Here is a 23,509-nt window from a genome sequence, read left to right on the forward strand (position 1 = left end):
GATATTTCCCTGTGATTCATTCCCCGAGCTTGACGCCCATGGCCACCCGTCCCCGCGAGCTGGACAAGATCGACCGCAAGATCCTGCGCATCCTGCAGGCCGAAGGCCGCATTTCCTTCACCGAGCTGGGCGAACGGGTCGGCCTGTCGACCACCCCGTGCACCGAGCGCGTGCGCCGGCTGGAGCGCGAAGCGGTGATCACCGGCTACCACGCGCACCTGGACCCCAGCGCGCTGAAAGCGAGCCTGCTGGTGTTCGTGGAGATCAGCCTGGCCTACAAATCCGGCGACATCTTCGAGGAATTCCGGCGTTCGGCGCTGAAGCTGCCCAACGTGCTGGAATGCCATCTGGTGTCGGGCGATTTTGATTACCTGCTGAAGGCACGGATCAGCGAGATGGCGTCCTATCGCAAGCTGCTCGGCAGCACCCTGCTGACCCTGCCACATGTGCGTGAGTCGAAGAGCTACATCGTGATGGAAGAGGTCAAGGAGACCTGGGCGCTGCCGATTCCGGATTGAACCGACTGGCGGCAGCGAGACCAGACCCCGCAACGCGGGCTCTGGCCCCTGGCTGCATCAGCGCTGCTGCGGGTTCTTCATGGAACCCTGTTGCGGATGCTTCTTCTGCTGCTCGTTCGGCTGCTGTTGCTGTTGCTGCTGGCGCTGCTGTTCCTGCGGCGTTTTGCCCTGCTGTTCCTTGCCGGGATGACGGTTCTGCTGGTTGGCCATGATCGTATTCCAAGGGGACGAGGGAAGCGCGACGACAGGGATGCCGGCGCAGGTCCACCGTGGTCCTGGCACGGTTAATCGCAGGCGAAAAACGGGTGATGCGGGGTGTGCAGGGCGGGGGCTGTTTTCCGGCGTTCATGTGGGTGGCGGGTTTCCTGCCAACGGCTGAGCCCCTCGTGGCTGGGGCCGGGTGCGGTGCTGCGAGTGGGCCGGGCGGGTGGGGTCAGGCGGGGACGCCGTGAATCCCCAGACCGGCCCAGCCGCTAGCGGCTGTGCGTTCGGGCGCTTGCGAAGCAGTGCTTCGCAAGCAAAGCGCCCTCACCCCTGTAGGCTCGGGCGCGCCATTCATGGCGCTTGCGCCCCTGCACAGCCCACCCGCCCGGCCTTGGACAGGTTCATGCGGGCGCCAGCCACGGAAAAGAAAAAGAAAAAAAAAAAGAGCGACAGCGGGTCGCTGCGCTCTCTTTGGGTTGCGCGATTGGTTGCGGGCGCTGGGGTCAGCGCTTGATCTGCTGGCCGTCGCCGGTCGGTACGCTGTCGTAGTAGCGGCCGGTGCGCGAGTCGAACACGCGGTTGGGGCCGACCGGTTTGACGCCGGGAACGATGCGGCCGTTGCGGTCGTAGACCTTGTCCGGCAGCGCCGGCGCGGGCGTGGGGGTCACCTGGGCCGGGCCGGTCGATCGGATCGGCTGTGCCGGCTGCGGCGAGGGCAGCACCTGCGGCTGCGGGCGCGACGCTTGTGGTGGCGGGGCGACAGGCGGCGGTGCCACCGTCGCGCTGCTGCGGGTGGCGGTCGGACTGCCGGTGGGAACCTGCGCCTGGGCAAGCAGAGGCACCAGGGCCGACAGCAACAGGACTAGGCGGGGTTTCATCGCGCGCTCCAGGGTAGGCCATCCTTACCCTGCGCCTGCCCCTGTGTGCCGGCCATGAACGGCCATCACACTTGCAAGCGTGTGCCGACACCCCCACGTCTGCTGGCATCCCAGGCCACAACCCCACGGAGAGCCGGCATGAGCGCTTTCGATCTGACGCCCCCCACCGCCACGCAGACCGACGCCCTGGTCGCCGGGCTCAGCGCCGAGGAGCGCCGCGTGCTGCTGCAGCACGGCACCGAGGCGCCGTTCTGCGGGGTATTCCTCGACAACAAGCGCGAGGGCGTCTACTGCTGCCGCCTGTGCGCCCTGCCCTTGTTCCGCTCCAGCACCAAGTTCGATTCGGGCACCGGCTGGCCCAGTTTCTTCGCCCCGTTCGACCCGTCGCACGTGCGCGAGATCCGCGACACCAGCCATGGCATGGTCCGCACCGAGATCACCTGCGCCCGCTGTGGCAGCCATCTGGGCCACGTGTTCCCGGACGGTCCGCCGCCCACCTACGAGCGCCACTGCCTGAACTCGGTCTCACTTTCGTTCACCGGTAACGGCGAGCCGTGGCCCGATCCGCTGCAGCGTGGCGGCGCGGAGGCCGGCGTGGCGGGCTGACACGCGCCGCAAGGCCCCGCTGACCGACTTCACAGAATTCCCTCTTCAGAAACACCGGTGTCAGGCCGACAAGGAGATATCCCCCCTCCTTGCGTCGCGCCATGCTCATCATCGTTGGATTCCTGGTCGTCATCATCAGCGTGCTGGGCGGCTACCTCGGCGCACACGGCCGCCTTGGGGCGCTGTGGCAGCCCTACGAACTGGTCATCATCGGCGGTGCCGCGCTGGGTGCGTTCCTGGTCGGCACCCCGGCCAAGACGGTCAAGCAGACGCTGCAGGCCATGGTCGGCGTGTTCAAGGGCCCGCGCTACAAGCAGCAGGACTACATCGACGTCCTCAGCCTGGTCTACGAACTGCTCAACAAGGCCCGCCGTGAAGGCTTCATGGCGCTGGAAGACCATGTCGAGCGCCCGGCCGAAAGCGCGCTGTTCGGGAACTACCCGAAGGTGCAGGCCGACCACCACCTGATCGACTTCATCACCGACTGCCTGCGCCTGATGATCGGCAGCAACATCGAGCCGCATGAGCTGGAGCCGCTGCTGGAGCTGGAGCTGGAAAAGCACCACGCCGAAGCGATGGCGCCGTCACAGGTGCTGACCAAGGTCGCCGACGGCCTGCCCGGTTTCGGCATCGTGGCGGCAGTGCTGGGCATCGTCATCACCATGGGCTCGATCGGCGGCGACATCGTCGAAGTGGGTGGCCACGTGGCCGGCGCGCTGGTCGGCACCTTCCTCGGCATCCTGCTGGGCTATGGCTTCGTCGGCCCGATGGCCTCGGCGATGGAAGCCCGTGCCGAGCAGGACAGCCGCATCTACGAGTCGGTGAAGACCGCCCTGCTGGCCTGCCTGCGCGGCTACAACCCGAAGATCGCGCTGGAGTTCGCCCGCAAGACGCTGCCGTCGAACGTGCGCCCGGCGTTCTCCGACTTCGAGCAGCACCTGAAGACGGTCAAGTAAGCCATGGCCGAGACCAAGCCCACCGTCATCGTCCGCCGGGTCAAGAAGGCCGGCCACGCCGCCCACCATGGCGGTTCGTGGAAGGTGGCCTATGCCGACTTCGTGACCGCGATGATGGCCTTCTTCCTGGTGCTGTGGCTGATGGCCAGCACCAGCAAGCCCGAGCGCGCGGCCATTTCCGAGTACTTCCGCAACCCCAGCCCGCTGGTCGGCTCCAGCGCGACGCCGGCGCCGGGCATGGCCGGGCCGGGCGGTGCCAGCACCTCGATGATCAAGCTCGGCGGCGCCACCGATGTTTCGCGCGGCAACAGCAACGATCCCTTCCAGAACCAGCAGAAGTCGATACCGCAGCCGGTGGACGAGCAGCAGCGCGACAAGCAGCAGCTGGAAGCGCTGATGAAGGAACTGCAGGAAGCGATCAGCCGCAGCCAGGCGCTGGAACCGTTCAAGGACCAACTGCTGCTGGACCTGACCCCGGAAGGCCTGCGCATCCAGATCGTGGACAAGCAGAACCGGCCGATGTTCGACCTCGGCAGCGCCACCCTGAAGCCGTACACGCAGCAGATCCTGCACGAGCTGGCCGAGTACCTGAACCACGTGCCGAACCGGATCAGCCTGACCGGCCACACCGACATCACCGCCTATTCGGCCGCGCGCGGTTACGGCAACTGGGAACTGAGCGCCGACCGCGCCAATGCCGCGCGCCGCGCGCTGATCGATGGCGGCCTGGAAGACAGCAAGATCACCCGCGTGGTCGGCCTGTCTTCGTCGGTGCTGTTTGACAAGGCCGATCCGCAGAACCCGATCAACCGCCGCATCAGCATCGTGGTGATGACCAAGGCCGCCGAGGAAGCTGCGCTGGCCGGCGCCGGGCCGCAGGTAGGCCTGTCGGCAACCACCGTGGACCCGGACGTGCAGGCCGCGCAGGGTGAGGCCGGGGTCGGATCCCGTTCCGCAGGAAAGGGCGCTGCCCCCTGACCCGTCTTCGCCGGGCATGGCCCGGCGCTACCGCATCCGGACACACCAAGGTAGCGCCGGGCCATGCCCGGCGAGCGCGCATCCGGACGCACCAGGGTAGCGCCGGGCCATGCCCGGCGAGCGCGCAGCGCGGCACCCAGTACAATGGCGGTCTTTCCGACTCCAGGTGATCACACCCCCATGTCCAAGTTGTCCAAGGCCAAGCGCGACAAGCGCAAGAAGCAGCAGACCAAGCGTCCGTTCCTCCGTCTGAACGCCCAGCAGCAGGTGCAGAACCATGCCGTGCTGGTCAACGAGGACGGCCAGGCCGTGGCCGCCATCGGCCTGCAGGGCCGCGAGTGGCTGCTGGCCATCGGCGGCCAGACCATGGGCAACGCCGACAACCCGGTGCCGATGCTGGCCATGCTCAAGCACCTGTCCAACGTGCAGGAAGCCGAAGGCCGCAAGGTCACCTTGGAATATTCCGAGCTGATGCAGAAGCTGCTCGACACCCTGGCCGAAGAAGCGGGCCAGACCGCCGAGGAATACCTGGACAAGCTGGTGGCCGAGTTCGCCAGCGAGCAGGCTGAAGATGCAGCCGCTGAAGGCGAAGCGTCCGATGAAGCGGCTGCAGACACTGCCGGCGCCGAAGGCGCTGCCGACGCCGAGGCCACTCCGGCCGCCGACGCCGACGGCAAGCCGCAGGCCTGATCCGGCGGCGGCGGTGTCGGTCTACGTCGATGACGCGGTGCATCCCTGGCGCGGTCAGCGCTGGGCGCACCTGATGGCCGATACCCTGGCCGAGCTGCACGCAATGGCGGCGCAGCTCGGCATTCCTCCACGGGCCTTCCAGAACAAGGCCAGCGGGGCGCATTACGATGTCACCGCCGAGCTGCGTGCGCAGGCACTCGCGCTGGGTGCGGTCGCCATCTCCCGGCATGTGGACCGGGCGCAGGTGAAGGCGGTGATCGCCAACGCCAGGGCGCAGTACCAGCCCTAGGCTGGTACAGGTGGCACCGGGCCGCGCCCGGCGAGTGCGCAGCGCGGCGGGAAGCCGCCGGGCATGGCCCGGCGCTACCGGTGAATCTCAGAACGGGTCGCTGCCCAGGCGCACTTCCACGTTCAGCAGCGAGCACAGCGCCAGCAGGGCGTCGTCATCGCGGGTCAGCGCCATCCAGCCACTGAAGCCGTCGTTGCCGGCATCCACGCTCCACAGCGTGTAGTTGTGCTCGCGCAGGCGGTCGAAGGCGGTGCTCATCAGCTGCACCCCATCCAGGTCCGCGGCGAAATCCTCGTCGTCCAGGTCGCCACCCCAGTCCAGCTGCAGGTTGAAGCGCGCCGACAGCTCGTTCACCGCCGACTGCAGCGAATCGAAATCATCACGTTCGACCTCGAAGCCCGACTGCCAGGCGATGGCCGTGAACAGCGCCGGCAGCCAGTCGCTGTCGGCCTCCAGCGGCTGGCCGTCCTCGGACAGATGCTCGCGCCAGCGGTTGAACTGCTGCAGGGCCAGCTCTTCGTCGCCCGGGTTGATCAGCACGAGCAGGTTCCAGACCCGCGCCTCGAAATCGTCCTCGTCGAAATCGTGGGCGTCTTCCTCGAAGTCGAAATAGTCGCTGTTGTCAGGCATGGCGGAACGTCCTCGGGAGCAGGGGGGCATTCTACGGTTTATCCTGTACCGCTGAAGCCGGCCGTGGTGGCCGTCATTGTGAATGAAGCGATGAGCGATACCCCTCCCGACCACCTGGCGATCAACCCGGCCAGCCCCTTCCACGATGCGCAGGCCCTGGAGCGCGGCGTCGGCGTGCGCTTCAACGATGTCGAGCGCGACAACGTCGAGGAATACTCGGTCAGCGAAGGCTGGATCCGCGTGCAGGCCGGCAAGGCCCGTGACCGTCGCGGCAATCCGATGACCATCAAGGTCAAGGGCAAGGTCGAGGCGTATTTCCTGGAACAGAAGCCGGAGTAACCGGCCGTCCCGGGGCGGGGTCAGATCCCTTTCCTGCTGAAAGGGATCTGACCCCGATCGGCAGCCCGGTCGGCATACCGTTCACTCGCGCTTGCGCGATTCCAGGAGGTCGAGGTTGCGGATCAGCCGCCGTGCGATCTCGTCCGACACCACGCCGCGGCGGGTCAGCCGGAACAGTTCCTCGCGTTCGGCATTGAGGCCGGCGCTGCGCAGCTGGCGATAGCCCATCTCCATCCGGTTCACCTTTTCCGGGTCCACGTCCGGGTTGTCGCGGTCCAGATGCCGCTGATACAGCAGGCTCACCCGCGATGCGGCGTCGTTGTACAGCTGCACGTTCTCGGTGTTCTGGTTCAGCACCAGCTGCTGGCGCATGCGCTCCACGCCCGCCAACGCGGCCTTCGAGGACAGCTTGCGGGCGAGATCCTCTTCCTTGCGCTCACCCGAATCGGCCGGCAGCTGCAGGCCCTTCAACAGCTGCGGCAGCGCCACGCTGGCGCCGACCAGCGAGCACAGGATCACCGCAGCAGCCAGGAAGATCACCAGGTCGCGTGCCGGGAACGGGCTGCCATCGGGCAGGAACAATGGCAGCGTCAGCACGCCGGCCAAGGTGATCGCACCACGCACACCCGCCACCGAGGTGGCCACCACGATGCGCCAGTTCGGTGCCTCGCCACGCTCCAGGCCGCGGCGACGCGCACGCAGCAGGTTCCAGCGCAGCGACAGCCACACCCACAGCAGGCGCAGCGCGATCAGCGTCGCGTTGATCACCAGCACGTACACCAGCAGCCACCACGCGCTCTGGTGGCCGCTCTCGTTCATGGTGGTGGTGGCGCGTTCGACGATGCCCGGCAGCTGCTCGCCCAGCAGCACGAACATGATGCCGTTGAAGCTGAACTGCAGCATGTTCCAGACGCCGGCGCGCTGCACGCGCATGCTGCCGGAGACACGGCCGGTCATTTCCACGTAGCTCATCGAAATACCCGCTGCGACCGCAGCGAGGATGCCCGAAGCATTGATTTCTTCGGCCAGCAGGTACGCCGCGAACGGGATCAGCAGGTTGACCAGCATCGCCGCGCCCGGCTCTTCGCCGAAACGGCGCCACAGCCAGCGCTGGAACGTGGACACGCCCAGGGTGACCGCCACGCCGACGGCCAGGCCGGCCACCGCCACCCACACGAAGGTCAGCGAGGCGGTCGCCAACGAGAAAGTACCGGTCATCACCGCCGCTACCGCGAAGCGGAAGCAGACCAGGCCGGAGGCATCGTTGAGCAGCGACTCGCCTTCCAGGATGTGCATCAGGCGCTTGGGAATCGGTGCCTTGGCAGCGATCGCGCCGACCGCCACAGGATCGGTCGGTGACACGATCGCGGCCAGCGCGAAACACACCGCCAGTGGCATCACCGGAATCATCCAGTGGATCAGCAGGCCCGCGCCGATCACGGTGAACACCACCAGCCCGAACGCCAGTTCGAGGATCGCGCCCTTGTCGCGGAACAGGCCCTGCTTGGGAATGCGCCAGCCATCGAGGAACAGCAGTGGCGGCAGGAACAGCAGGAAGAACACTTCCGGTTCCAGTGCATGACCGCGGTTGAATACCCCGGCGATCACCGCGCCGAGGCCGATCTGCACCAGCGGCAACGGCAACGAGAATGGCAGGACGCGAACCAGGTAACCGCTGGCGACAACGGCCACCAGCATCGCCAGGACGACTTCGATGGTGTGCATGCTTCTTCCACAGGAGCGGCGCGTGGGGCCGGAAAAACCGGAGTGCGCCGGGGGACGGGAAAAAACTTAACACAGCAGGCCGCCACTGCGCCCAGCGATCTGAATGCGCGTCAGGACCGCGACAGCAAGCGCCGCCCGATCCAGGCCGGCGTGCTGGCCACGTCGTCATGCACCACTGCCAACCGGCCCTGCACGCGTCCTTGTGCAGGGCGTTCCAGCCCTGGCAGCAGCGGTGGGGTCATGCCGCGTCCTGAGCGCGGTCCTCACCATCGAAGCGATAGAGGTCCATCGCCAGGAAGCCGGCATCGACACCCGCATCGATGCGCTTGGCACCGAAGCCCCCCTCCCCCGCCGCACCCATCGCAAAGTACAGCGGCAGCAGATGCTCATCGGTGGGATGCGCGCGCTCGGCAAACGGTGCCTGTCGGCGGTAGTCGAACAGGGCATCGCGGTCATTGGCGGCCAGCCGCTGCTCCACCCAGTCGATGAAAGGGCGCACGTAGGGCGCTTGCTTGCCGTCCTGGTAGTGGCCCCAGTCGTGCAGGTTGTGGGTGATGCTGCCCGAACCGATCAGCAGCACGCCCTGTTCGCGCAGCGGCGCCAGCGCACGGCCCAGCGCGAACTGATGCTGCGGGCCCAGCATCGGCTGGATCGACACCGGCACCACCGGGATGTCGGCCTGCGGGTGCAGCAGGCGCAGCGGCACCCACGCGCCGTGGTCGAGGCCACGTTGCGGATCGAGTGCCACCGGCAGGCCGGCGGCGGCGATGCGGCCCGCCACCTCTTCAGCCAACGCCGGATCACCGGGCGCCGGGTAGTGCAGCGCGAACAGTTCGCGTGGGAAGCCGCCGAAATCGTGGAGGGTGGGCGGCTGCGGATGGTTGCCGACCAGCGGCTGCCGGGCCAGCCAATGCGCCGAGGCGATGACGATCGCACGCGGGGTCGGCAGGTCGCGGGCCAGCTCGCCCAGCCGCACGCCGACCTGGCCCGGATGCAGGGCGGTCATCGGCGAGCCGTGGGAGATGTACAGCGAAGGCAGGCGGGACATGATCTTCTCCAATCACAGGAACAGGCAGCGGGCCGGGGAACGTTCAGCGCGAACGCAGGGTCCAGCGACCATCGCCCAGCAGGAACAGCACGACCAGGGCCAGCGCCCAGAACGCCGGGTATTCCCAGCCACCGCCAGCATTGGCGAAGCTGAACCCGTTGGCGCCGTGCACCGTCACGATGGTGCCCAGCAGCAGCGGCACACCGAGCAGGCCGATCCAGCGCGCGTAGATGCCGAGCAGCAGCGCTGCGGAAATCGCCAGTTCAACGGCGATGGTGAGGTAGCCCAACACGCCGGGCAGGCCCAGCGACTCGAAGAAGGCCGCGGTACCTGCCGGAGTGAACACCAGCAGTTTGGTCAGCGCATGGACCAGGAACAACACGCCCAGGGCCAGCCGCAGCAGGGTCGCGGCATACGGGGCGAGCGGGGACAGGGGAGTGGGGGTCGCGTTCATGGGGTACCTCGGCAGGGACAGCGCACAGGTTATTGCGCCCTCGATTGCCGATAAATACGATGGATCGACCGTATTTATTTCAGAAGGCGCAACAATGGACACCCTGGATGCCATGCGCGTGTTCGTCGCGGTGGTCGAGCGCAACGGCTTCAGCGCCGCCGCACAGGCGCTGGACATGTCCACGGCCGCTGTCACCCGCCAGGTCGCCGCACTGGAAAAGCGCCTGTCCACCCGCCTGCTCCACCGCACCACCCGCCGGGTCAGCCCGACCAGCGCCGGTGCCGCCTACTACGCGCAGTGCGTGCGCCTGCTCGCCGAGTTCGATGCGCTTGAGGCCAGCATCGGCGCACAGGCGCTGGAGCCGTCCGGCACGCTGCGCATCAACGCACCGGTCAGCTGGGGCATCGCCCGCCTCGGCCCGTTGCTGGCCGGCTACCGCGAACGCTTCCCACAGGTCGAACTGGACCTGGCGCTGTCCGACCGCCTGGTGGACATGGTCGAAGAAGGCTACGACGTGGCCATCCGCATCACCCGCGAACCGGGCCCGAGCCTGATCGCGCGGCGTCTGGGCCAATCGCGGATCAGCCTGTGTGCCGCACCGGCCTACCTGGCCGCACACGGAACACCGCAGGCCCCCGACGATCTGCAGACCCACGCCTGTCTCGGCTACAGCTACTGGGCCGCCGGCGACCACTGGCCCCTGCAGGGACCGGGTGGCGAAGTGAAGGTTGCAGTGACCACCCTGCTGCGCGCCAACAATGGCGACGTCCTGCGCGAAGCGGCGATTGCTGGCATGGGCGTGATCCTGCAGCCGGACTTCCTGTTGCACGAGGCGCTGGCCGATGGCCGCCTGGTGCGCATCCTGCCCGGATGGGAAGCTGAGCCGATCGGCATCTTCGCCGTCTACACCAGCCGCAGCCATCTCGCCCCCAAGGTGCGCAGCTTCATCGACTACCTGGTGGAAACCGGGGTGTAAGCGTGCGTCCGCCGGGCATGGCCCGGCGCTACCAGCGGCGCGCCCATGACACGGTAGCGCCAGGCCATGCCCGGCGAGCGCGAAGCGCGAAGCGCGCCCATGACACGGTAGCGCCGGGCCATGCCCGGCGAGCGCGAAGCGCGGCCTAGGCGACAACCTCATCCAGCTGCGCGATGATCTTTTCCAGCGGTGCCGGCCGTCCCAGCAGGTAGCCCTGCACCTGGTCGCAACCATGCGCGGCCAGCCAGTCCAGCTGCCCCGGCGTTTCCACGCCCTCGGCGATGATCGTCAGCCCCATGCTGTGGCCCAGCGACAGCAGAGCCCGGCAGATCGATGCGTTGCGCGGATTGGTCTCCACGTCGGCCACAAAACTGCGATCGATCTTCAGGACGTCCAGCGGCAGGTGCTGCAGGTAGGACATGCTCGAGTAGCCGGTACCGAAATCGTCCAGCGACACGCGGATGCCCTGCTCGTGCAGGCGCTGCATGGTCTGCATCGCCTGTGCCGGCTTGCGCATCAGGCTGCTCTCGGTCAGTTCCACGTGCAGTGCACCACGGGCCAGGCCGAAATCCTGCTGCGCGCGGGCAAACTCGGCCACCAGATCGCTGTTGAAGAACTGCACCGCCGACACATTGACCGCGATCGACAGCTCGCCCCACCCCGCTTCGACCAGACGCCGCTGCGCCTGTGCCGCTGCGCGGATCACCCAGCGTCCCAACGCCAGGATCAGGCCGGTGTCCTCGCACAACTGGATGAACTCGCTGGGCGGGATGAAGCTGCCATCGGCCTGCGGCCAGCGCAGCAGCGCCTCCAGCGACGCCGGGCTGCCATCGCTGGCGTGCCGGATCGGCTGGAAGTACAGCTGGAATTCGTTGTCGATCGCCGCGTGGATGCGCCCGGCCAGGCGCAGGCGGTCGGCCAGGCGGATGGTCACCGCCGCATCGAACCAGGCCACCACGTTGCCTTCGGCGCGGGCCGCGTGCGCCGCCTGCGCGGCCATGCCGATCGCCTGTTCGGCACTGTGGCCTGCGTCGGCGTCATGTACGGCCACACCAATGCGGGGTTCGAACTGGTGCAGCGAATCCTGGCCGCGCATCGGTGCCGAGACGATCTGCAGCAGATCGTCCAGCACGCGCTGGGTGTTGTGTTCCGGCGCGATCGCCAGCACGAAATCCTCCGCCGGCTGGAACGCCAGCAGGCCGAAGCGCGCGCCCAGCCCGCCCAGGCGCGAGGCCATCGACTGCAGGACCGCATCACCGATCTCGCGGCCCAGCGTATCGGCCACCAGCTGCAGCCCGCGCAGCTGCACATAGGCGATGGTGTAGGCGCCGGCCTGCTCGTCCAGCTGTTCGCTCAGTGCGCGCACGTTGAGCAGGCCGGTGGCCGGGTTGTGGCGTGCGTGATAGGCCAGGTCGCGCTCGTAGGCCAGCCGCTCGCTGACATCCTCGGCCAGCACCAGGCACGCGGGCTGGCCATCGAAATCCAGTTGCGACAGGTGCACGCGCACTTCGAACACCGTGCCATCCTTGCGCTGGTGCAGGCGCACCGCAGCGTCCTGCAGTTCACCACTGCGCACCTGCGCGATCGCGCCCTTGACCTCGTCCCAGCCCTCGCGTGGGCGGATGTCGAGGATGCTCATCGCCAGGAATTCATCGCGGCTGTAGCCGTACTGCTGCACGGCGGCCTCGTTGACCTCGATGAAGCGCAAGGTGTCCGGATCGAACACCCAGAACGGCGCGGGGTTGCGATCGAACAACAGGCGGAAGCGGCGTTCAACCTGGCGCATCTGCTCGCGTGCCTGGTAGCGCTCGCTGAGGTCGGTCAGTGCGCCGATCATGCGCCGCTGCCGATCGACCACCGCTACCCGCTGGCCACGCGCGGCGACCCAGCGCACGGCACCGCCGGGCAGCACCAGGCGGAATTCTTCGTCGAGTACAGCGTTGCCGGCGAAGGCCTGATCGAAGGCCTGCTGCATGCGTGCGCTGTCATCGTGGTGCACGCGGGCGAAGAATTCGGCCACCGGCAGCGCATCGGTCTGCACACCGAAGATCTCGCGCGCCAGCGGTGACCAGCGCAGCAGCGCAGCGTCTTCGTCGACATACCAGGTGCATACGCGGCCCACCTGATGGGCCAGGCGCAGCTCGGCGTGGCCGGTCCGCAGCTCTTCGGCCATCGACTGCTGCCGGTGCGTACTGCGGCGCACCGCGTACAGCAGCACCAGCAGCAGCGCCACGTAGGCCAGCATGATGGCAATCGCCGCCTGCAGATACGGCCACCACGGCTTCAGCACATCTTCGTTTGCCAGGCCGACCTGCACCGCCAGTGGACTGCGCTCAAGGGTGCTGATGGTGGAGATGCGCGGTATCTGGTCCACCGCGCCGGGAATGCTGCCCAGCTCGACCACTGCCTGCCGGCCCAGCAGCGTGCGTGCCGGCAGCGTGTAACGGCGGCCGACGGTGCCGTGCGGATCGGGGACACGGGCCAGCATGTAGCCATCGGCGTCGCTGATCGAGGCCAGGCCACTCGGTCCCACATCCAGCCCGCCCACGATCCGCTGCAGTTCGCCGCAGCGCAGCCGTGCCAGCAGCCAGCGATCGCCAGCCATCGGCAGCGCCAGCGGCACCACCCAGCCGCCGTCGCTGGCACGCTGCGGCGGCCCGATGTACAGCGCACTGCCCTGCCCCCGTCGCTGCGGATCGGTCCACAGTGGCAGCTGCAGGTCGCCCTTGCCGGCGGTCAGGGCGCGGCCATAGGTATCGAGCACGACAATGCTGTGCAGTTCGGCGTGCCGGCGCAGCACGCCGGCTATGGCGGCGTCCAGCAGCGCGGGCGCCTGCGCAGGCACCGTGCGGAACAGCTCGGCCGCATCGGCGGCGATGCCGGCCATCGCCCGTTCCAGGTTGCGCAGCTCCAGTGCCAGCAGGCGCTCGCTGCCTATCGCCAGCGCCCGGCTCTGCCGCTGCGCGGCTTCCAGCCGGCGCTGGTAATCGTTGGCCAGCATCGCGGCCAGGCCTGCCGCCAGCAGCACGCCCAGCACCACGCCGCCCCAGGTAATGGCACGCAACGGCCGGGCCAGCGCGTGTCTCAGCGCCGGCATCGGTCGGTCTTCCCTGTGCAGTCGGCTGGCTTCATGCGCGAACGATTCCTCCACATCCCCGACCTCAACGGCCGGCGGACGCCATTCTTGACGCCTCGACCCGTCCTGCATGCGCCCTCCCCCGGGTGCTGCAGACATCCAGCCCGCAGCATGCACCACGCCGGTGACCGCGTGAAGATCGCTGCGGCGTGTTCAGCCAGATCACGCACAGTGCTGGCCCTGTCGAGCACGTCCAGCCGGCCCGCAGCGGATTAGACTTGGAGTTTTCCGCCGCAAGAGAAGTCCATGTCCAAGCTGCGCCGCCCCACCCTGGCACTGGCCATCGTTGCCAGCCTGTCCCTGGCCGCCTGCGACCGCCCGGCCGATCCGGCCGCCGGCACCGCCGCACCGGCCGAGGCGACACCCGCTGCCGCCAAGCCGATGCTGGGCAGCTTTGGTTTCGATGCCAGTGGCATGGACCGCAGCATCGCCGCCGGTGACGACTTCTTCGGTTTCGCCAACGGCAGCTGGGTGAAGAACACCGAGATTCCGGCCGACCGCTCGCGCTTCGGCAGCTTCAACGTGATTGCCGAGAAGACCCAGGCCGACACCCGCGCGATCCTGGAAGGCGCTGCCGGCAACGCCCAGGCCAGCGGCGAAGACAAGCTGATCGGCGACTACTACGCCGCCTACATGGACGAGGCCGGCATCGAGCAGCGCGGCCTGGCACCGGTGCAGCCGCAGCTGAAGAACATCGATGCGATCGCCGACAAGGCCGGCCTGGCCCGCGCCCTCGGCGGCGACGTGCGCGCCGACGTCGACCTGCTCAATGCCACCAACTTCTACACCGACCGCCTGTTCGGCCTGTGGGTGTCGGTGGACCTGCTGCAGCCGGACCGTACCGCGCCGTACCTGGTGCAGGGCGGCCTGGGCATGCCGGACCGCGATTTCTACCTGGGCGGTGGCCGCATGGCCGACCTGCGCAAGCAGTACCAGGCCTACATCGCGCAGGTGCTGCAGCTGGCCGGCGTGGCCGACCCGGCCGGCAAGGCGCAGCGCATCCTCGCCCTGGAAACGAAGATCGCCCAGGCGCATGCCACGCAGGAAGAAACCAATGACGTGACCAAGGGCGCCAACCCCTGGACCCAGGCCGACTTCAACGCCAAGGCCCCGGGCATGGACTGGGCCGCGTTCCTGGACGCCGCCAAGCTTGGCCAGCAGCAGGACTTCATCGTGTGGCAGCCCAAGGCCGTGGCCGGCCTGTCCAAGCTGGTGGCCACCGAGCCGCTGGATGCCTGGAAGGACTACATGACCTTCCACGCGCTGGACCGCGCCGCTGCCTACCTGCCGAAGAAGTTCGCCGATGCGCGCTTCGCCTTCCACGGCACCGCGCTGAGCGGTACGCCGCAGCAGAGCGACCGCTGGAAGCGTGCCGTGGATGACGCCAACCATGCCGTCGGCGAGGCCATCGGCAAGCGTTACGTCGAAAAGCACTTCGATGCGAAGACCAAGGAACGTGCCGACGAGATGGCCAAGAACATCATCGCCGCCTTCGCCAAGCGCATCGATGCACTGGCCTGGATGTCACCGCAGACCAAGGCCAGCGCCAAGGCCAAGGTGGCCGGCCTGACCGTGGGCATGGGCTATCCGGACAAGTGGCGCGACTACACCGGCCTGGACATCCGTCGTGATGATCCGCTGGGCAATGCGCAGCGCGCCGAGCTGTTCGAGTACCAGCGCAACATCGCCAAGCTGGGCAAGCCGGTCGACCACAGCGAGTGGGCGATGCTGCCGCAGACCATCAACGCGATGAACGTGCCGCTGGAAAACCGCCTGGTGTTCCCGGCGGCGATCCTGCAGCCGCCGTTCTTCGACGGTGCCGCCGACGACGCAGTGAACTACGGTGCGATCGGCGCGGTGATCGGCCACGAAATCAGCCATGGCTTCGACAACGCCGGTGCGTTGTTCGACGACACCGGCAAGCTGCACAACTGGTGGACGGCCGAAGACCTCAAGCAGTTCAACGCGGCCGGCGATGCACTGGCCGCGCAGTTCAGCAGCTACGAGCCGTTCCCGGGTGTACATGTGAACGGCAAGCTGACGCTGGGCGAGAACATCGCCGATGTCGCCGGCCTGGGTACCGCCTACGACGCCTACCAGCTGTCGCTGCAGGGCAAGCCGGGCCAGACCCTGGAAGGTTTCAGCCCGGACCAGCGCTTCTTCCTCGGCTTCGCCCAGGCCTGGCGCAGCAAGAGCCGCGAGCAGGCGCTGCGCAATTCGCTGCTGACCGACGTGCATGCACCGGGCCAGTTCCGCGCGTTGACGGTGCGCAACATCGACGCCTGGTACCCGGCGTTTGAAGTGAAGGAAGGCCAGAAGCTGTACCTGGCCCCGGACAAGCGGGTCAAGGTGTGGTGATGTAACGCAGACGGGCGCCGAAAGGCGCCCGTTTTATTTCCATGGGTAGACGCCAACCTCGGTTGGCAGTTTTTCGCCATCCACACGTGGCGTGGATCTACTGCCTGCGCATACCAGCCACGACCAACGTCGCCGCTGCCGCAAACCCGGCTGCGACACAGAGATTGGCGCGCAGCCCGATGCCATCCAGCAGCAGCCCCCCACCCCACGCGCCCAGCGCGATGCCGATGTTGAACACGCCCACGTAAAGCGCCGTAGCGATCTCCACGGCCTTGGGGGCCGCCGTCATCATCCACGTCATCAACCCCACCGATACCCCGCCATAGGCCAGGCCCCACAACAGCAACACCACCGCGCCACTGGCCGGCGTACCGCCGGTCCACAGGAACAACAGCGGTGTCAGCAGCAACCCCAGCGCAATGGCCAGCAGCAACCCGCGCGGACGTCGCGCCGCCAGCAGGCCAACGATGAAGTTGCCGACGATGCCGGCCATGCCATAGGCAAACAGCAGGCCTCCGATCCACGCCGCATCGATGTTCGCCAGCGTGGTCAGCAGCGGCCGCACGTAGGTGAACGCGATGAAGTGCCCCGCCACCAGCAGCAGGGTCAGCAGCAGCCCCTGCTGCAGGCTGCGGTTGCCGAGCTGCTGCACGAACTGGCGCGCGCGCACCGAGCCGTCCACCGGCAACGCTGGCACCACCCACAGGTGCAACAGCAGGACGGCTGCACTGAACGCAGCCATCACCACGAAGGCCCAACGCCATCCCAGCGCCTCGCCAATCAGTGCACCCAGCGGCACGCCCAGCACCGAGGCCGCGGCTACGCCACCGAAGATGATCGAGGTGGCCAGGCCGATGCGCGCTGACGGCACCAGGCGCGCCGCCAGTCCGCCGGCGATGGCCCATATGCCGCCCATGCAGAAGCCCACCAGCACGCGCGCGGCCAGCAACCCTCCGATGCTTGGCGCCAGTGCCGAGGCGACGTTGGCCACCAGCAGCAGGCCGAGCAACGCGCACAGGATGCGGCGACGATCAATGCCACCGGCTGCGATCACCACCAGCGGTGCGAACAGCGCCGCCAGCAGTGCCGGCAAGGAGATCATCAGACCGGCGGTGCCTACGGATGCGCCGAGGCTGTCGGCGATGGGGGTCAGCAGGCCGACCGGCAGCATTTCGGTGGTGACCACGGAGAAGGTAGCGAGGCCGACGGCGGAGGTGGCCCACCACGGATGGCGAGGCACAGGCGACGCTTGCGCGGGCGATGAAGTACTCACGGGACCATCCCAGCAGAGGAGGTGGACGAAGCAGAAGTGCGTAGCGCACCTTGCGCGAGCAGGGCGATCAGCAGCACGACGCTGCCTGCCACCAACGCGACGACGAAGCCGCTGCGCACACCACCGGCATCAACGCTCTGCCCGGACAACGCGGCACCCAGTGCCACGCCGATGTTCAGGCCAGCCAGCAACCAAGTCATGCCCTCGGTGAGGCGCCATTCGGGCACGCGCTGTTCCACCAGCGACATCGCCACGATCATCGTCGGCGCGAAGGACAGCCCAGCCAGCAGCACCACAATGGCCAATGCAGGAAGGGTGCCCACCGACAGCAGCGGCAATGTGGTCAACGCGGTTGCTCCTGCGCCCAGCAGCAACAGGCGCTGCAACGGCACCTGCAGCTTCAGCGCACCAAACAGAAGCCCTGCCACGCAGCTGCCAAGTGCGTACGCCGACAGCACCGCGCTGGCTGCCAGTGGCTGCCCTCGCTGTTCGGCAAAGGCCACGCTGGTGATGTCGACCGTGCCGACAACCACACCCATCGCCAGCATCAGCAATGCGAGCAGGCAGATCTCCGGTTGCCGCAGCAATGAGCGCGAAGGTGCGCCGTCCTCGCAGGCCTGCAGCGGCGGTTCGGTGCCACGCTGCAGCACCAGTAGCGTCACGCCGACGACCAGCAGCAGGGCGGCAGCCAGCACGCCGGCCTGCGGCCATATAGCCACCGACAGCCCGACCGACAACGGCGGCCCGGCGATGAAGGTGACCTCATCGAACACCGTCTCCAGCGAATAGGCCGTCTGCAGTTGCGGGCGACCGCGGTGAATCGCGGTCCAGCGCGCCCGCACCATCGCCGACACGCTGGGCATGCAGCCGGCCAGGATCGCCGCGGCGAACAAGGTCCAGTACGGCGCCCGCAGCAGCGTGCATGCCAGCAGGAGCAACAGGCCTGTAGCGCTGGCTGCGGTGGCCCACGGCAGAACCCTGCGCTGCCCATGGCGGTCGACCCAACGCGACACCTGCGGCGACAGCAATGCATAGGTCAGCACGAAGGTGGCCGACACCGCACCGGCCAGCGCATAACTGCCGCGCAGCTGCGACAGCAAGGTGATGAAGCCGATGCCGGTCATCGGCAGGGGCAGGCGTGCCAGCAGCCCGGCCAGGGCAAGGCCGGTGGTGCCTGGGGCTGCGAACAGGTCGCGATACGGGGTGGCCATCGAAATCTCCAGGGCAGACTTGTCCGGCGCACGCGGCGCCACGACAATACATACAGAACGTATGAATATGAGACTACATTCATACGCTCCGTATGTAAATAATCATGCACGTCGTATGTAAGGAGATCCCGATGGTCCGTCGCACCCGCGCCGAGATGGAAGAAACGCGCGCCAATCTGCTGGCCACCGCCCGTCGCGTGTTCAGCGAACAGGGCTATGCCGCCGCCTCGATGGACGACCTGACAGCCCAGGCTGGGCTGACCCGCGGCGCGCTGTATCACCATTTCGGCGACAAGCAGGGTCTGCTGGCGGCGGTGGTCGTCCAGCTTGACGACGAGATGGACGCGCGCCTGCAGGCGATCAGCGATGGTACCGCCGACACCTGGGACGGCTTCGTGCGGCGCTGTAGTGCCTACCTGGAGATGGCGCTGGAACCAGAGATCCAGCGCATCGTGCTGCGCGATGCACGTGCGGTGCTCGGTGGCGCATCGCCGGAATCGCAGCGGAACTGCGTGCACTCGATGCAACGCCTGATCGAACAGTTGATCGCGCAAGGCCTGGTCGCGCCGGTGGACGCGCAGGCGCTGGCATCGCTGATCTACGGCAGCCTGGCCGAGGCCGCGTTCTGGATAGCCGAAGGTGAAGATGGCAATGCGCGCCTTCGCCAAGCAACGGCGGCACTGGAGATGCTGTTGCGTGGGCTGAAGTCGACCACGTAAAGCCAATCCACGCATGGCGTGGATCTACCGTGTGCCATCCGCGAATGGCGTGGACGAGGCTGGGCGCCAAAGCGTGCGGTCCCAGGTCCACATCCACCACAGCCGGCCAGCGTGCCGAAGGTCGGCGTTTACCGGGGCAATGCCGGCCACTCGCGCAACGATTCCACCGGCACACCCACGCGGGCGCAGGCGCGGCTCGCCAAGCCGTCGGGCAGCGCGCGGCGGAACAGCGGCGCCATGCCCTGCATCAGCTTCGCCGAAGCTGCGGCCTGCGCACGCTGGCGCGTGCTGCGCTCGAGCATGCCCTCGGCCCAGTCCGGCAGCAGCGCGGCACCGGCACCGAGGAAGATCTCGCGCGACAGGCCGGGCACCGGCACCGGCAGGCGCACGCCGGACAGCACCTGCAACACTTCGCGTGAGCGTTCGTCCACCACCAGCTCCGGCTGCCGTGCACAGAAATACGCATCCACTTCCGCTGCGCTGCGTGGTACGTCCACCGCGCCCAGCGCTTCGGCCACGCAGCGGTACTCGTCGTAATAGCGGTCGGCGATCGCGGCAGGCACCTCGCGCCCGTAGCGGCGATAGCCCTGCAGGAAGCCGTAGGCCTCGGTCACGTGCACCCACGTCAGCAGGTGCGGATCATCGGCGGCATACGGCTCACCCTGCGCGGTATGCCCGCGGATCTGCGCGTGGATGTGCCGCACCTTGGCCACCAGCGCTTCCACCTCGCGCGCCGGCGCGTAGCTGGTGCCTGCCACGAAGGCAGTGGTACGGCGCAGGCGGCCGACCAGGTCCTGGCGGAAATTGGAATGATCGTAGACACCGGCCAGCGCGCGCGGATGCAGCGTCTGCAGCATCAACGCACACAGACCGCCGGCCAGCATCGAGGGCAGCTCTGCGTGCATCCGCCAGGTCACGCTGTCCGGCCCGAACCAGCCGGGATCGCCCAGTGGATGGTCGTAGTCGATGCCGCTCTGGCCACGCGGAAACGCATCCAGGACCCAGCGCCGGATCGGCGCGGTGACGGGGCGGGAAAGACGGTGCAGCAACGGCGGCATCACGGGTCCAGATCGGCGGAGGGACGGACCGCGTCCTGCGCGGTCCACCCCGATTCTGGTCGATCACGACCGGCACAGCGAGCCCATCCGCTCAGCGTCGGTTTCATGTGCGCGCGCAGCACATTTCACCCTGCGACATCTTGTCGCAGGCCACGCGGGCAATGCTGCGTCGCACCAATATTCACCTGTTCAGGCTGAGCCCTTGTGCCGCGTGGCCTTGAGGCCATTGCACCGCTCGCTGGAAGTGCTAGAACTGAACCCGCCACACCGTCCACTGCAGATCGCCGCACGTTCCACAAGGAGCCAGCCATGATTGCTTTGTTCAAGGGTTTGGGATTACTGCTTCGCGACAACGAGCTCTACAGCAGCCCGTTCGAAAAACAGGTCGCGCACTGGCGCAGCCTCAGCGAACAGCAGATCCGCGATGAAGTGGCGGTGCTGGCCCAGGCCAAGTGCCAATGGCTGATCACTTCGATCGTCGGATGGCAGGCGGCTTCGCTGCTGATCCTCGGCCTGATCACCAATTACCTGTGGCGCGACGATTACCACATCACCTTCACCCGCGTGGTCGTGGTGATCGGCTCGTGGATCTCGATCCTGTTCGTGATCTGGTTCATGGCCAACATGTTCGACCGCACAGCGGGCTTCGAACGCTGGATGAAGGCCTTCAACAGCCGCGCGCGCATCACCTCCAAGGCCGACAGCGTCGAGCACGTGGCCGAAGCGCTGGACCTGGCTGAACACTATCCGGAAGTGCTGGACTACAAGCAGGCGGTCACCGCCAAGCGCGAGCTGCGCCACGAGGACATCCGCATCATGACCGAGATCGGGCGCATGAAGCAGCACTCCGAACTGGTGGGTCGCCTGAATCATGTCGGTGAAACCGAACACCATCACGACATGACGCTGCAGCCGGCTTACTGAGCCGAACGCAATCCGGGGGGAGCCACAATGCCACCGTGCTCAGTCACGGTGGCATTGTTCTTTCTGCACGTCGCTGACGCACTGGCGGAAGTCCTTCGGCAGGCCACTGACCTGCTCGGTCTTGCCTGCGGCCACCGCGAACCGGCGCAGCGGCGGCGTCGCGCAAGCGGTGTCGGTGCTGCAGCCCGGCGCCAGCACCAGGTAATGGCATTGGCCACTGCTGCTGGCGATGCATTCGAAACGCGCCACGCCATCGACCACCGTGCTCTTGCTGTACAGCGTGTCCACGCCATTGGCATTGGTGCGGGTGATCGACGTGTTGCTGGACTTTTCGCAGCCGGCGATGGCCAGCACGGCGAGACCTACAAGCAGGATACGGCGCATGTTCGTTCCTCGGTGGATGGCAATGACTGCGGCTACATGCCGCGGAACAAGCTCATGAACGGCTGGCTGACCACCAGGGTCTCGGCACGCTGGCGCAGGCGCAGCACGCCACGGCCGGTATCGTCGCGGCTGACGGCTGCAACCGCCTTCATGTTGACGATGGTAGAGCGATGTACCTGGCGGAAGTGCAGCGGATCGAGCACTTCCAGCAGCTCGCGCAGCGGTGTGCGCAGCAGGCTTTCGCCGGCGGCAGTGACCACGGTGGTGTACTTGTTGTCAGCACGGAAATAGATCACATCGTCGAGCATGATCAGCTGCGTATCGCGGCCGTTGCTGGCGGTGATCCAGGCCAGGGGCGGCCGGTCGTTGGCGGCCGGGCCTGCACCCAGGCGCTGCAGCAGGCGCTCCAGCACCGCATCGTCCTGGCGCGTGGATGGCAGCCGCGAAAGAATGCGATCGCGCGTGGCCAGCAGCCGTTCGTCACTGACCGGCTTGAGCAGGTAATCCATCGCGCCCTGCTCGAAGGCATCGATGGCGTACTGGTCGTAGGCGGTGACGAACACCACCTGCGTGCGCGGGCTCAGTTCGGCCAATGACCGCGCCACTTCGATGCCGCTGATGCCGGGCATGCGGATGTCGAGGAAGGCGATGTCCGGCTGCTTCTCGGCCAGCTGTTCCAGCGCACTGGCACCGTCCTCGCATTCGGCCACCAGCTTCAGCTCCGGCCACAGCCGCCCGAGCTGCTCGACCAGCGAGTGCCGCAGCAGCTCCTCGTCTTCGGCAATCAGCGCTTCAAGCGGCATGGCTGGGCTCCTTGGCCGACTGCGGCAGGGTCATGGTAGCGGCTACACCACTGGGGAAATTGGCCACGATCGCCACTCCGGCCTGCTCGCCGCAGGTCAAGCGCAGGCGCTCGCGCAGGTTCTTCAGGCCGATGCCGGTGCCGCTGGTGCCCTGTCCGAAACCGAGCCCATCGTCGGCGACCGTCACGGTGACATGGTCATCGAAACCACGCGCGAGGATCCAGATCGTGCCGCCGCCGGGCTTGGGCTCCAGGCCGTGCTTGATCGCATTCTCGACCAGGGTCTGCAGCGCCATCGCCGGCATCTTCACTTCGTGCAGCTCGGTGGGCACCTGCACTTCCACCGCCAGCCGTGCGCCCATGCGGATGCGCAGGATTTCCAGATAGGCGCGGGTACGTTCCAGCTCCACGCCCAGCGTGGAAACCGATTCGTCCACCTGCGGCAGCGAACTGCGCAGGTACTGGATCAGGTGGCCGAGCATCTGCTCGGCGCGCGCCGGGTCAGTGCGGGTCAGCACCTGTGCATTGGCCAGCGAGTTGTACAGGAAGTGCGGCTCGACCTGCGCGTGCAGCAGGTTCAAGCGCGCGACCGACAGTTCCTTTTCCACCTGGGTCTGTTCGGCAGCGGCCTGCTCGTCGCGGCGCTGGTCGGCCACACGGCGGCTGATCGCTCGGGTCACCGCTTCGGCGTTCTCATAGTTGCTGCCTTCATCCAGTGCCAGCAGATCGGCCCACCAGCCGGCGTCCGGTTCGAACAGCAGGGTCACCGTGCTGGTGCCCTGCCCCGGCGTTACCGTGGCCAGCACGCTGTTGCGTTTGATCGCCAGCCGCGCCGGCAGGTTCCAGCGCGACGGTTGCCGGCCGTTCCACAGGTCGACGCGCCGCACATAGGCACGTACCTGCAGACTGCCGGCAGAACTCTCCACCTCTTCCACCCGCGGCAGTTCGCCGACGGCAGCCTCGACCACTGCGAAGGCCTGGCCGGCATCCATCGGCAGTTCGATCTGCCGGCGCTGGCGGCCGGACAAGGTGGCGCCATCGAGGCGACCGGCTACCAGCCAGACCCGGCGCACGTGGGTGATCGCGCTGCCCAGCGCGGAAATCATCAGGAACATCACCAGCAGCCCGAACACCCAGCCTGGGCCGTCGTTCATGCCGCTGAAGATGCCACTCCAGACCATGCCGGCAACGAACAGCGCCGCGGCCCAGGCCAGCAGATGACGGATGATGAGGGAGAAGCTGGCGATCACGGCGGCGCCTTGGTGGAAGGGGTGAGCCGAGCATAGAGCGGCCCTTCGGGCAAACAAGCGATGTGCGACGAAGACCGGGAAAGGGTGGATGGAACCGGTTCTG

Annotated in this window: 25 protein-coding genes; 11 read left to right on the plus strand and 14 right to left on the minus strand. The window is 67.3% G+C overall.

Features of this window, described 5'->3' with window-relative positions; all coding sequences use genetic code 11:
* Nucleotides 1–38 precede the first annotated feature (38 nt).
* Nucleotides 39–518 carry an Lrp/AsnC ligand binding domain-containing protein gene (locus ABIA73_RS17340; protein ID WP_025878409.1) on the plus strand — a complete coding sequence of 160 codons (480 nt, stop codon included), beginning with the start codon at nt 39–41 and terminating at the stop codon, nt 516–518.
* A gap of 57 nt (nt 519–575) precedes the next feature.
* On the opposite strand, the gene ABIA73_RS17345 is transcribed toward ABIA73_RS17340, so the two are convergent.
* Complete coding sequence (locus ABIA73_RS17345) at nt 576–728, minus strand: lana protein (RefSeq protein WP_080150149.1); 153 nt, start codon at nt 726–728, stop codon at nt 576–578.
* A gap of 497 nt (nt 729–1,225) precedes the next feature.
* A complete protein-coding gene (locus tag ABIA73_RS17350; protein ID WP_025878407.1) occupies nt 1,226–1,600 on the minus strand; it encodes a hypothetical protein in 375 nt (124 codons plus the stop codon).
* A 138-nt stretch (nt 1,601–1,738) separates the two neighbouring features.
* Between ABIA73_RS17350 and msrB the strand changes: the two genes are divergently transcribed.
* From msrB to ABIA73_RS17375, 5 genes are all read left to right on the plus strand, one after another.
* Complete coding sequence (gene msrB / locus ABIA73_RS17355; protein ID WP_025878406.1) at nt 1,739–2,206, plus strand: peptide-methionine (R)-S-oxide reductase MsrB; 468 nt, start codon at nt 1,739–1,741, stop codon at nt 2,204–2,206.
* 101 nt (nt 2,207–2,307) lie between these two features.
* Complete coding sequence (gene motA / locus ABIA73_RS17360) at nt 2,308–3,162, plus strand: flagellar motor stator protein MotA (RefSeq protein ID WP_012509934.1); 855 nt, start codon at nt 2,308–2,310, stop codon at nt 3,160–3,162.
* A gap of 3 nt (nt 3,163–3,165) precedes the next feature.
* On the plus strand, nt 3,166–4,140 hold the full coding sequence (motB, locus tag ABIA73_RS17365) for a flagellar motor protein MotB (protein ID WP_033830250.1): 975 nt from the start codon (nt 3,166–3,168) through the stop codon (nt 4,138–4,140).
* 180 nt (nt 4,141–4,320) lie between these two features.
* On the plus strand, nt 4,321–4,830 hold the full coding sequence (locus tag ABIA73_RS17370) for a hypothetical protein (protein ID WP_032977057.1): 510 nt from the start codon (nt 4,321–4,323) through the stop codon (nt 4,828–4,830).
* 13 nt (nt 4,831–4,843) lie between these two features.
* Nucleotides 4,844–5,119, plus strand: coding sequence for a DUF4031 domain-containing protein (locus ABIA73_RS17375; RefSeq protein WP_025878403.1), 276 nt, complete (start codon nt 4,844–4,846; stop codon nt 5,117–5,119).
* A gap of 87 nt (nt 5,120–5,206) precedes the next feature.
* Here ABIA73_RS17375 and ABIA73_RS17380 read toward each other — a convergent pair whose 3' ends face one another.
* Complete coding sequence (locus tag ABIA73_RS17380; RefSeq protein ID WP_025878402.1) at nt 5,207–5,749, minus strand: DUF6630 family protein; 543 nt, start codon at nt 5,747–5,749, stop codon at nt 5,207–5,209.
* 90 nt (nt 5,750–5,839) lie between these two features.
* Between ABIA73_RS17380 and ABIA73_RS17385 the strand changes: the two genes are divergently transcribed.
* Nucleotides 5,840–6,088: a DUF3297 family protein gene (locus ABIA73_RS17385; protein WP_025878401.1), complete on the plus strand. Its 249-nt coding sequence runs from the start codon at nt 5,840–5,842 to the stop codon at nt 6,086–6,088.
* Between the two features lie 81 nt (nt 6,089–6,169).
* On the opposite strand, the gene ABIA73_RS17390 is transcribed toward ABIA73_RS17385, so the two are convergent.
* From ABIA73_RS17390 to ABIA73_RS17405, 4 genes are all read right to left on the minus strand, one after another.
* Nucleotides 6,170–7,813 carry a Na+/H+ antiporter gene (locus ABIA73_RS17390; protein ID WP_025878400.1) on the minus strand — a complete coding sequence of 548 codons (1,644 nt, stop codon included), beginning with the start codon at nt 7,811–7,813 and terminating at the stop codon, nt 6,170–6,172.
* Nucleotides 7,814–7,923: 110 nt separating this feature from the next.
* A complete protein-coding gene (locus ABIA73_RS17395; RefSeq protein ID WP_263930282.1) occupies nt 7,924–8,055 on the minus strand; it encodes a hypothetical protein in 132 nt (43 codons plus the stop codon).
* The gene (locus tag ABIA73_RS17400; RefSeq protein ID WP_354276080.1) at nt 8,052–8,861 is read right to left on the minus strand and encodes a dioxygenase family protein; all 810 of its coding nucleotides are present in this window, start codon (nt 8,859–8,861) and stop codon (nt 8,052–8,054) included. Before ABIA73_RS17400 ends, ABIA73_RS17395 begins: the two co-directional genes overlap by 4 nt.
* A gap of 43 nt (nt 8,862–8,904) precedes the next feature.
* A complete protein-coding gene (locus ABIA73_RS17405) occupies nt 8,905–9,315 on the minus strand; it encodes a DoxX family protein (RefSeq protein ID WP_033830247.1) in 411 nt (136 codons plus the stop codon).
* Nucleotides 9,316–9,409: 94 nt separating this feature from the next.
* Between ABIA73_RS17405 and ABIA73_RS17410 the strand changes: the two genes are divergently transcribed.
* Nucleotides 9,410–10,291, plus strand: coding sequence for a LysR family transcriptional regulator (locus tag ABIA73_RS17410; RefSeq protein WP_279208436.1), 882 nt, complete (start codon nt 9,410–9,412; stop codon nt 10,289–10,291).
* 145 nt (nt 10,292–10,436) lie between these two features.
* Here the strand turns inward: ABIA73_RS17410 and ABIA73_RS17415 are convergent, their stop codons facing one another.
* Nucleotides 10,437–13,499: a bifunctional diguanylate cyclase/phosphodiesterase gene (locus ABIA73_RS17415; RefSeq protein WP_032952063.1), complete on the minus strand. Its 3,063-nt coding sequence runs from the start codon at nt 13,497–13,499 to the stop codon at nt 10,437–10,439.
* A gap of 174 nt (nt 13,500–13,673) precedes the next feature.
* Here ABIA73_RS17415 and ABIA73_RS17420 point away from each other — a divergent pair, with 174 nt between their 5' ends.
* Nucleotides 13,674–15,785 carry a M13 family metallopeptidase gene (locus ABIA73_RS17420; protein WP_080150158.1) on the plus strand — a complete coding sequence of 704 codons (2,112 nt, stop codon included), beginning with the start codon at nt 13,674–13,676 and terminating at the stop codon, nt 15,783–15,785.
* A gap of 97 nt (nt 15,786–15,882) precedes the next feature.
* Here the strand turns inward: ABIA73_RS17420 and ABIA73_RS17425 are convergent, their stop codons facing one another.
* Together ABIA73_RS17425 and ABIA73_RS17430 are read right to left on the minus strand one after the other, a co-directional pair.
* On the minus strand, nt 15,883–17,058 hold the full coding sequence (locus tag ABIA73_RS17425; protein ID WP_354276081.1) for an MFS transporter: 1,176 nt from the start codon (nt 17,056–17,058) through the stop codon (nt 15,883–15,885).
* Entirely contained in the window at nt 17,055–18,269 is a 1,215-nt protein-coding gene (locus ABIA73_RS17430) for an MFS transporter (protein ID WP_354276082.1), read from the minus strand. The genes ABIA73_RS17425 and ABIA73_RS17430 overlap by 4 nt, the downstream gene beginning before the upstream one ends.
* 131 nt (nt 18,270–18,400) lie before the next feature.
* On the opposite strand from ABIA73_RS17430, the gene ABIA73_RS17435 reads away from it, so the two are divergent.
* Complete coding sequence (locus ABIA73_RS17435; protein ID WP_223483309.1) at nt 18,401–18,988, plus strand: TetR/AcrR family transcriptional regulator; 588 nt, start codon at nt 18,401–18,403, stop codon at nt 18,986–18,988.
* 128 nt (nt 18,989–19,116) lie between these two features.
* On the opposite strand, the gene ABIA73_RS17440 is transcribed toward ABIA73_RS17435, so the two are convergent.
* The gene (locus ABIA73_RS17440; RefSeq protein WP_313283528.1) at nt 19,117–20,046 is read right to left on the minus strand and encodes an oxygenase MpaB family protein; all 930 of its coding nucleotides are present in this window, start codon (nt 20,044–20,046) and stop codon (nt 19,117–19,119) included.
* A 309-nt stretch (nt 20,047–20,355) separates the two neighbouring features.
* On the opposite strand from ABIA73_RS17440, the gene ABIA73_RS17445 reads away from it, so the two are divergent.
* Nucleotides 20,356–20,970, plus strand: coding sequence for a hypothetical protein (locus ABIA73_RS17445; protein ID WP_354276083.1), 615 nt, complete (start codon nt 20,356–20,358; stop codon nt 20,968–20,970).
* Nucleotides 20,971–21,009: 39 nt separating this feature from the next.
* Here ABIA73_RS17445 and ABIA73_RS17450 read toward each other — a convergent pair whose 3' ends face one another.
* The 3 genes from ABIA73_RS17450 to ABIA73_RS17460 are packed head-to-tail and all read right to left on the minus strand — an operon-like array spanning nt 21,010 to nt 23,406.
* Nucleotides 21,010–21,354 (minus strand): hypothetical protein, encoded by a 345-nt coding sequence (locus tag ABIA73_RS17450; protein ID WP_025878392.1) that lies wholly within the window; start codon nt 21,352–21,354, stop codon nt 21,010–21,012.
* A 32-nt stretch (nt 21,355–21,386) separates the two neighbouring features.
* Entirely contained in the window at nt 21,387–22,157 is a 771-nt protein-coding gene (locus ABIA73_RS17455; RefSeq protein ID WP_033830239.1) for a LytR/AlgR family response regulator transcription factor, read from the minus strand.
* Complete coding sequence (locus ABIA73_RS17460) at nt 22,147–23,406, minus strand: sensor histidine kinase (RefSeq protein WP_032977067.1); 1,260 nt, start codon at nt 23,404–23,406, stop codon at nt 22,147–22,149. The genes ABIA73_RS17455 and ABIA73_RS17460 overlap by 11 nt, the downstream gene beginning before the upstream one ends.
* Nucleotides 23,407–23,509: the final 103 nt, after the last annotated feature.

The sequence above is a fragment of the Stenotrophomonas sp. 2694 genome, from assembly GCF_040548715.1.
In the GTDB taxonomy this organism is placed as follows: Bacteria; Pseudomonadota; Gammaproteobacteria; order Xanthomonadales; family Xanthomonadaceae; genus Stenotrophomonas; species Stenotrophomonas indicatrix.

What these genes read in the sequence shown, in the direction of transcription:
- ABIA73_RS17435 (WP_223483309.1), top strand. Translation starts at nt 18,401, where the DNA reads ATGGTCCGTCGCACCCGCGCCGAGATGGAAGAAACGCGCGCCAATCTG.
- ABIA73_RS17390 (WP_025878400.1), bottom strand. Translation starts at nt 7,813, where the DNA reads ATGCACACCATCGAAGTCGTCCTGGCGATGCTGGTGGCCGTTGTCGCC.
- ABIA73_RS17405 (WP_033830247.1), bottom strand. Translation starts at nt 9,315, where the DNA reads ATGAACGCGACCCCCACTCCCCTGTCCCCGCTCGCCCCGTATGCCGCG.
- msrB (WP_025878406.1), top strand. Translation starts at nt 1,739, where the DNA reads ATGAGCGCTTTCGATCTGACGCCCCCCACCGCCACGCAGACCGACGCC.
- ABIA73_RS17455 (WP_033830239.1), bottom strand. Translation starts at nt 22,157, where the DNA reads ATGCCGCTTGAAGCGCTGATTGCCGAAGACGAGGAGCTGCTGCGGCAC.
- ABIA73_RS17370 (WP_032977057.1), top strand. Translation starts at nt 4,321, where the DNA reads ATGTCCAAGTTGTCCAAGGCCAAGCGCGACAAGCGCAAGAAGCAGCAG.
- ABIA73_RS17445 (WP_354276083.1), top strand. Translation starts at nt 20,356, where the DNA reads ATGATTGCTTTGTTCAAGGGTTTGGGATTACTGCTTCGCGACAACGAG.
- ABIA73_RS17340 (WP_025878409.1), top strand. Translation starts at nt 39, where the DNA reads ATGGCCACCCGTCCCCGCGAGCTGGACAAGATCGACCGCAAGATCCTG.
- ABIA73_RS17395 (WP_263930282.1), bottom strand. Translation starts at nt 8,055, where the DNA reads ATGACCCCACCGCTGCTGCCAGGGCTGGAACGCCCTGCACAAGGACGC.
- ABIA73_RS17430 (WP_354276082.1), bottom strand. Translation starts at nt 18,269, where the DNA reads ATGGCCACCCCGTATCGCGACCTGTTCGCAGCCCCAGGCACCACCGGC.
- ABIA73_RS17415 (WP_032952063.1), bottom strand. Translation starts at nt 13,499, where the DNA reads ATGCAGGACGGGTCGAGGCGTCAAGAATGGCGTCCGCCGGCCGTTGAG.
- ABIA73_RS17380 (WP_025878402.1), bottom strand. Translation starts at nt 5,749, where the DNA reads ATGCCTGACAACAGCGACTATTTCGACTTCGAGGAAGACGCCCACGAT.
- ABIA73_RS17345 (WP_080150149.1), bottom strand. Translation starts at nt 728, where the DNA reads ATGGCCAACCAGCAGAACCGTCATCCCGGCAAGGAACAGCAGGGCAAA.
- motB (WP_033830250.1), top strand. Translation starts at nt 3,166, where the DNA reads ATGGCCGAGACCAAGCCCACCGTCATCGTCCGCCGGGTCAAGAAGGCC.
- ABIA73_RS17350 (WP_025878407.1), bottom strand. Translation starts at nt 1,600, where the DNA reads ATGAAACCCCGCCTAGTCCTGTTGCTGTCGGCCCTGGTGCCTCTGCTT.
- ABIA73_RS17440 (WP_313283528.1), bottom strand. Translation starts at nt 20,046, where the DNA reads ATGCCGCCGTTGCTGCACCGTCTTTCCCGCCCCGTCACCGCGCCGATC.
- ABIA73_RS17420 (WP_080150158.1), top strand. Translation starts at nt 13,674, where the DNA reads ATGTCCAAGCTGCGCCGCCCCACCCTGGCACTGGCCATCGTTGCCAGC.
- ABIA73_RS17400 (WP_354276080.1), bottom strand. Translation starts at nt 8,861, where the DNA reads ATGTCCCGCCTGCCTTCGCTGTACATCTCCCACGGCTCGCCGATGACC.
- ABIA73_RS17385 (WP_025878401.1), top strand. Translation starts at nt 5,840, where the DNA reads ATGAGCGATACCCCTCCCGACCACCTGGCGATCAACCCGGCCAGCCCC.
- motA (WP_012509934.1), top strand. Translation starts at nt 2,308, where the DNA reads ATGCTCATCATCGTTGGATTCCTGGTCGTCATCATCAGCGTGCTGGGC.
- ABIA73_RS17450 (WP_025878392.1), bottom strand. Translation starts at nt 21,354, where the DNA reads ATGCGCCGTATCCTGCTTGTAGGTCTCGCCGTGCTGGCCATCGCCGGC.
- ABIA73_RS17410 (WP_279208436.1), top strand. Translation starts at nt 9,410, where the DNA reads ATGGACACCCTGGATGCCATGCGCGTGTTCGTCGCGGTGGTCGAGCGC.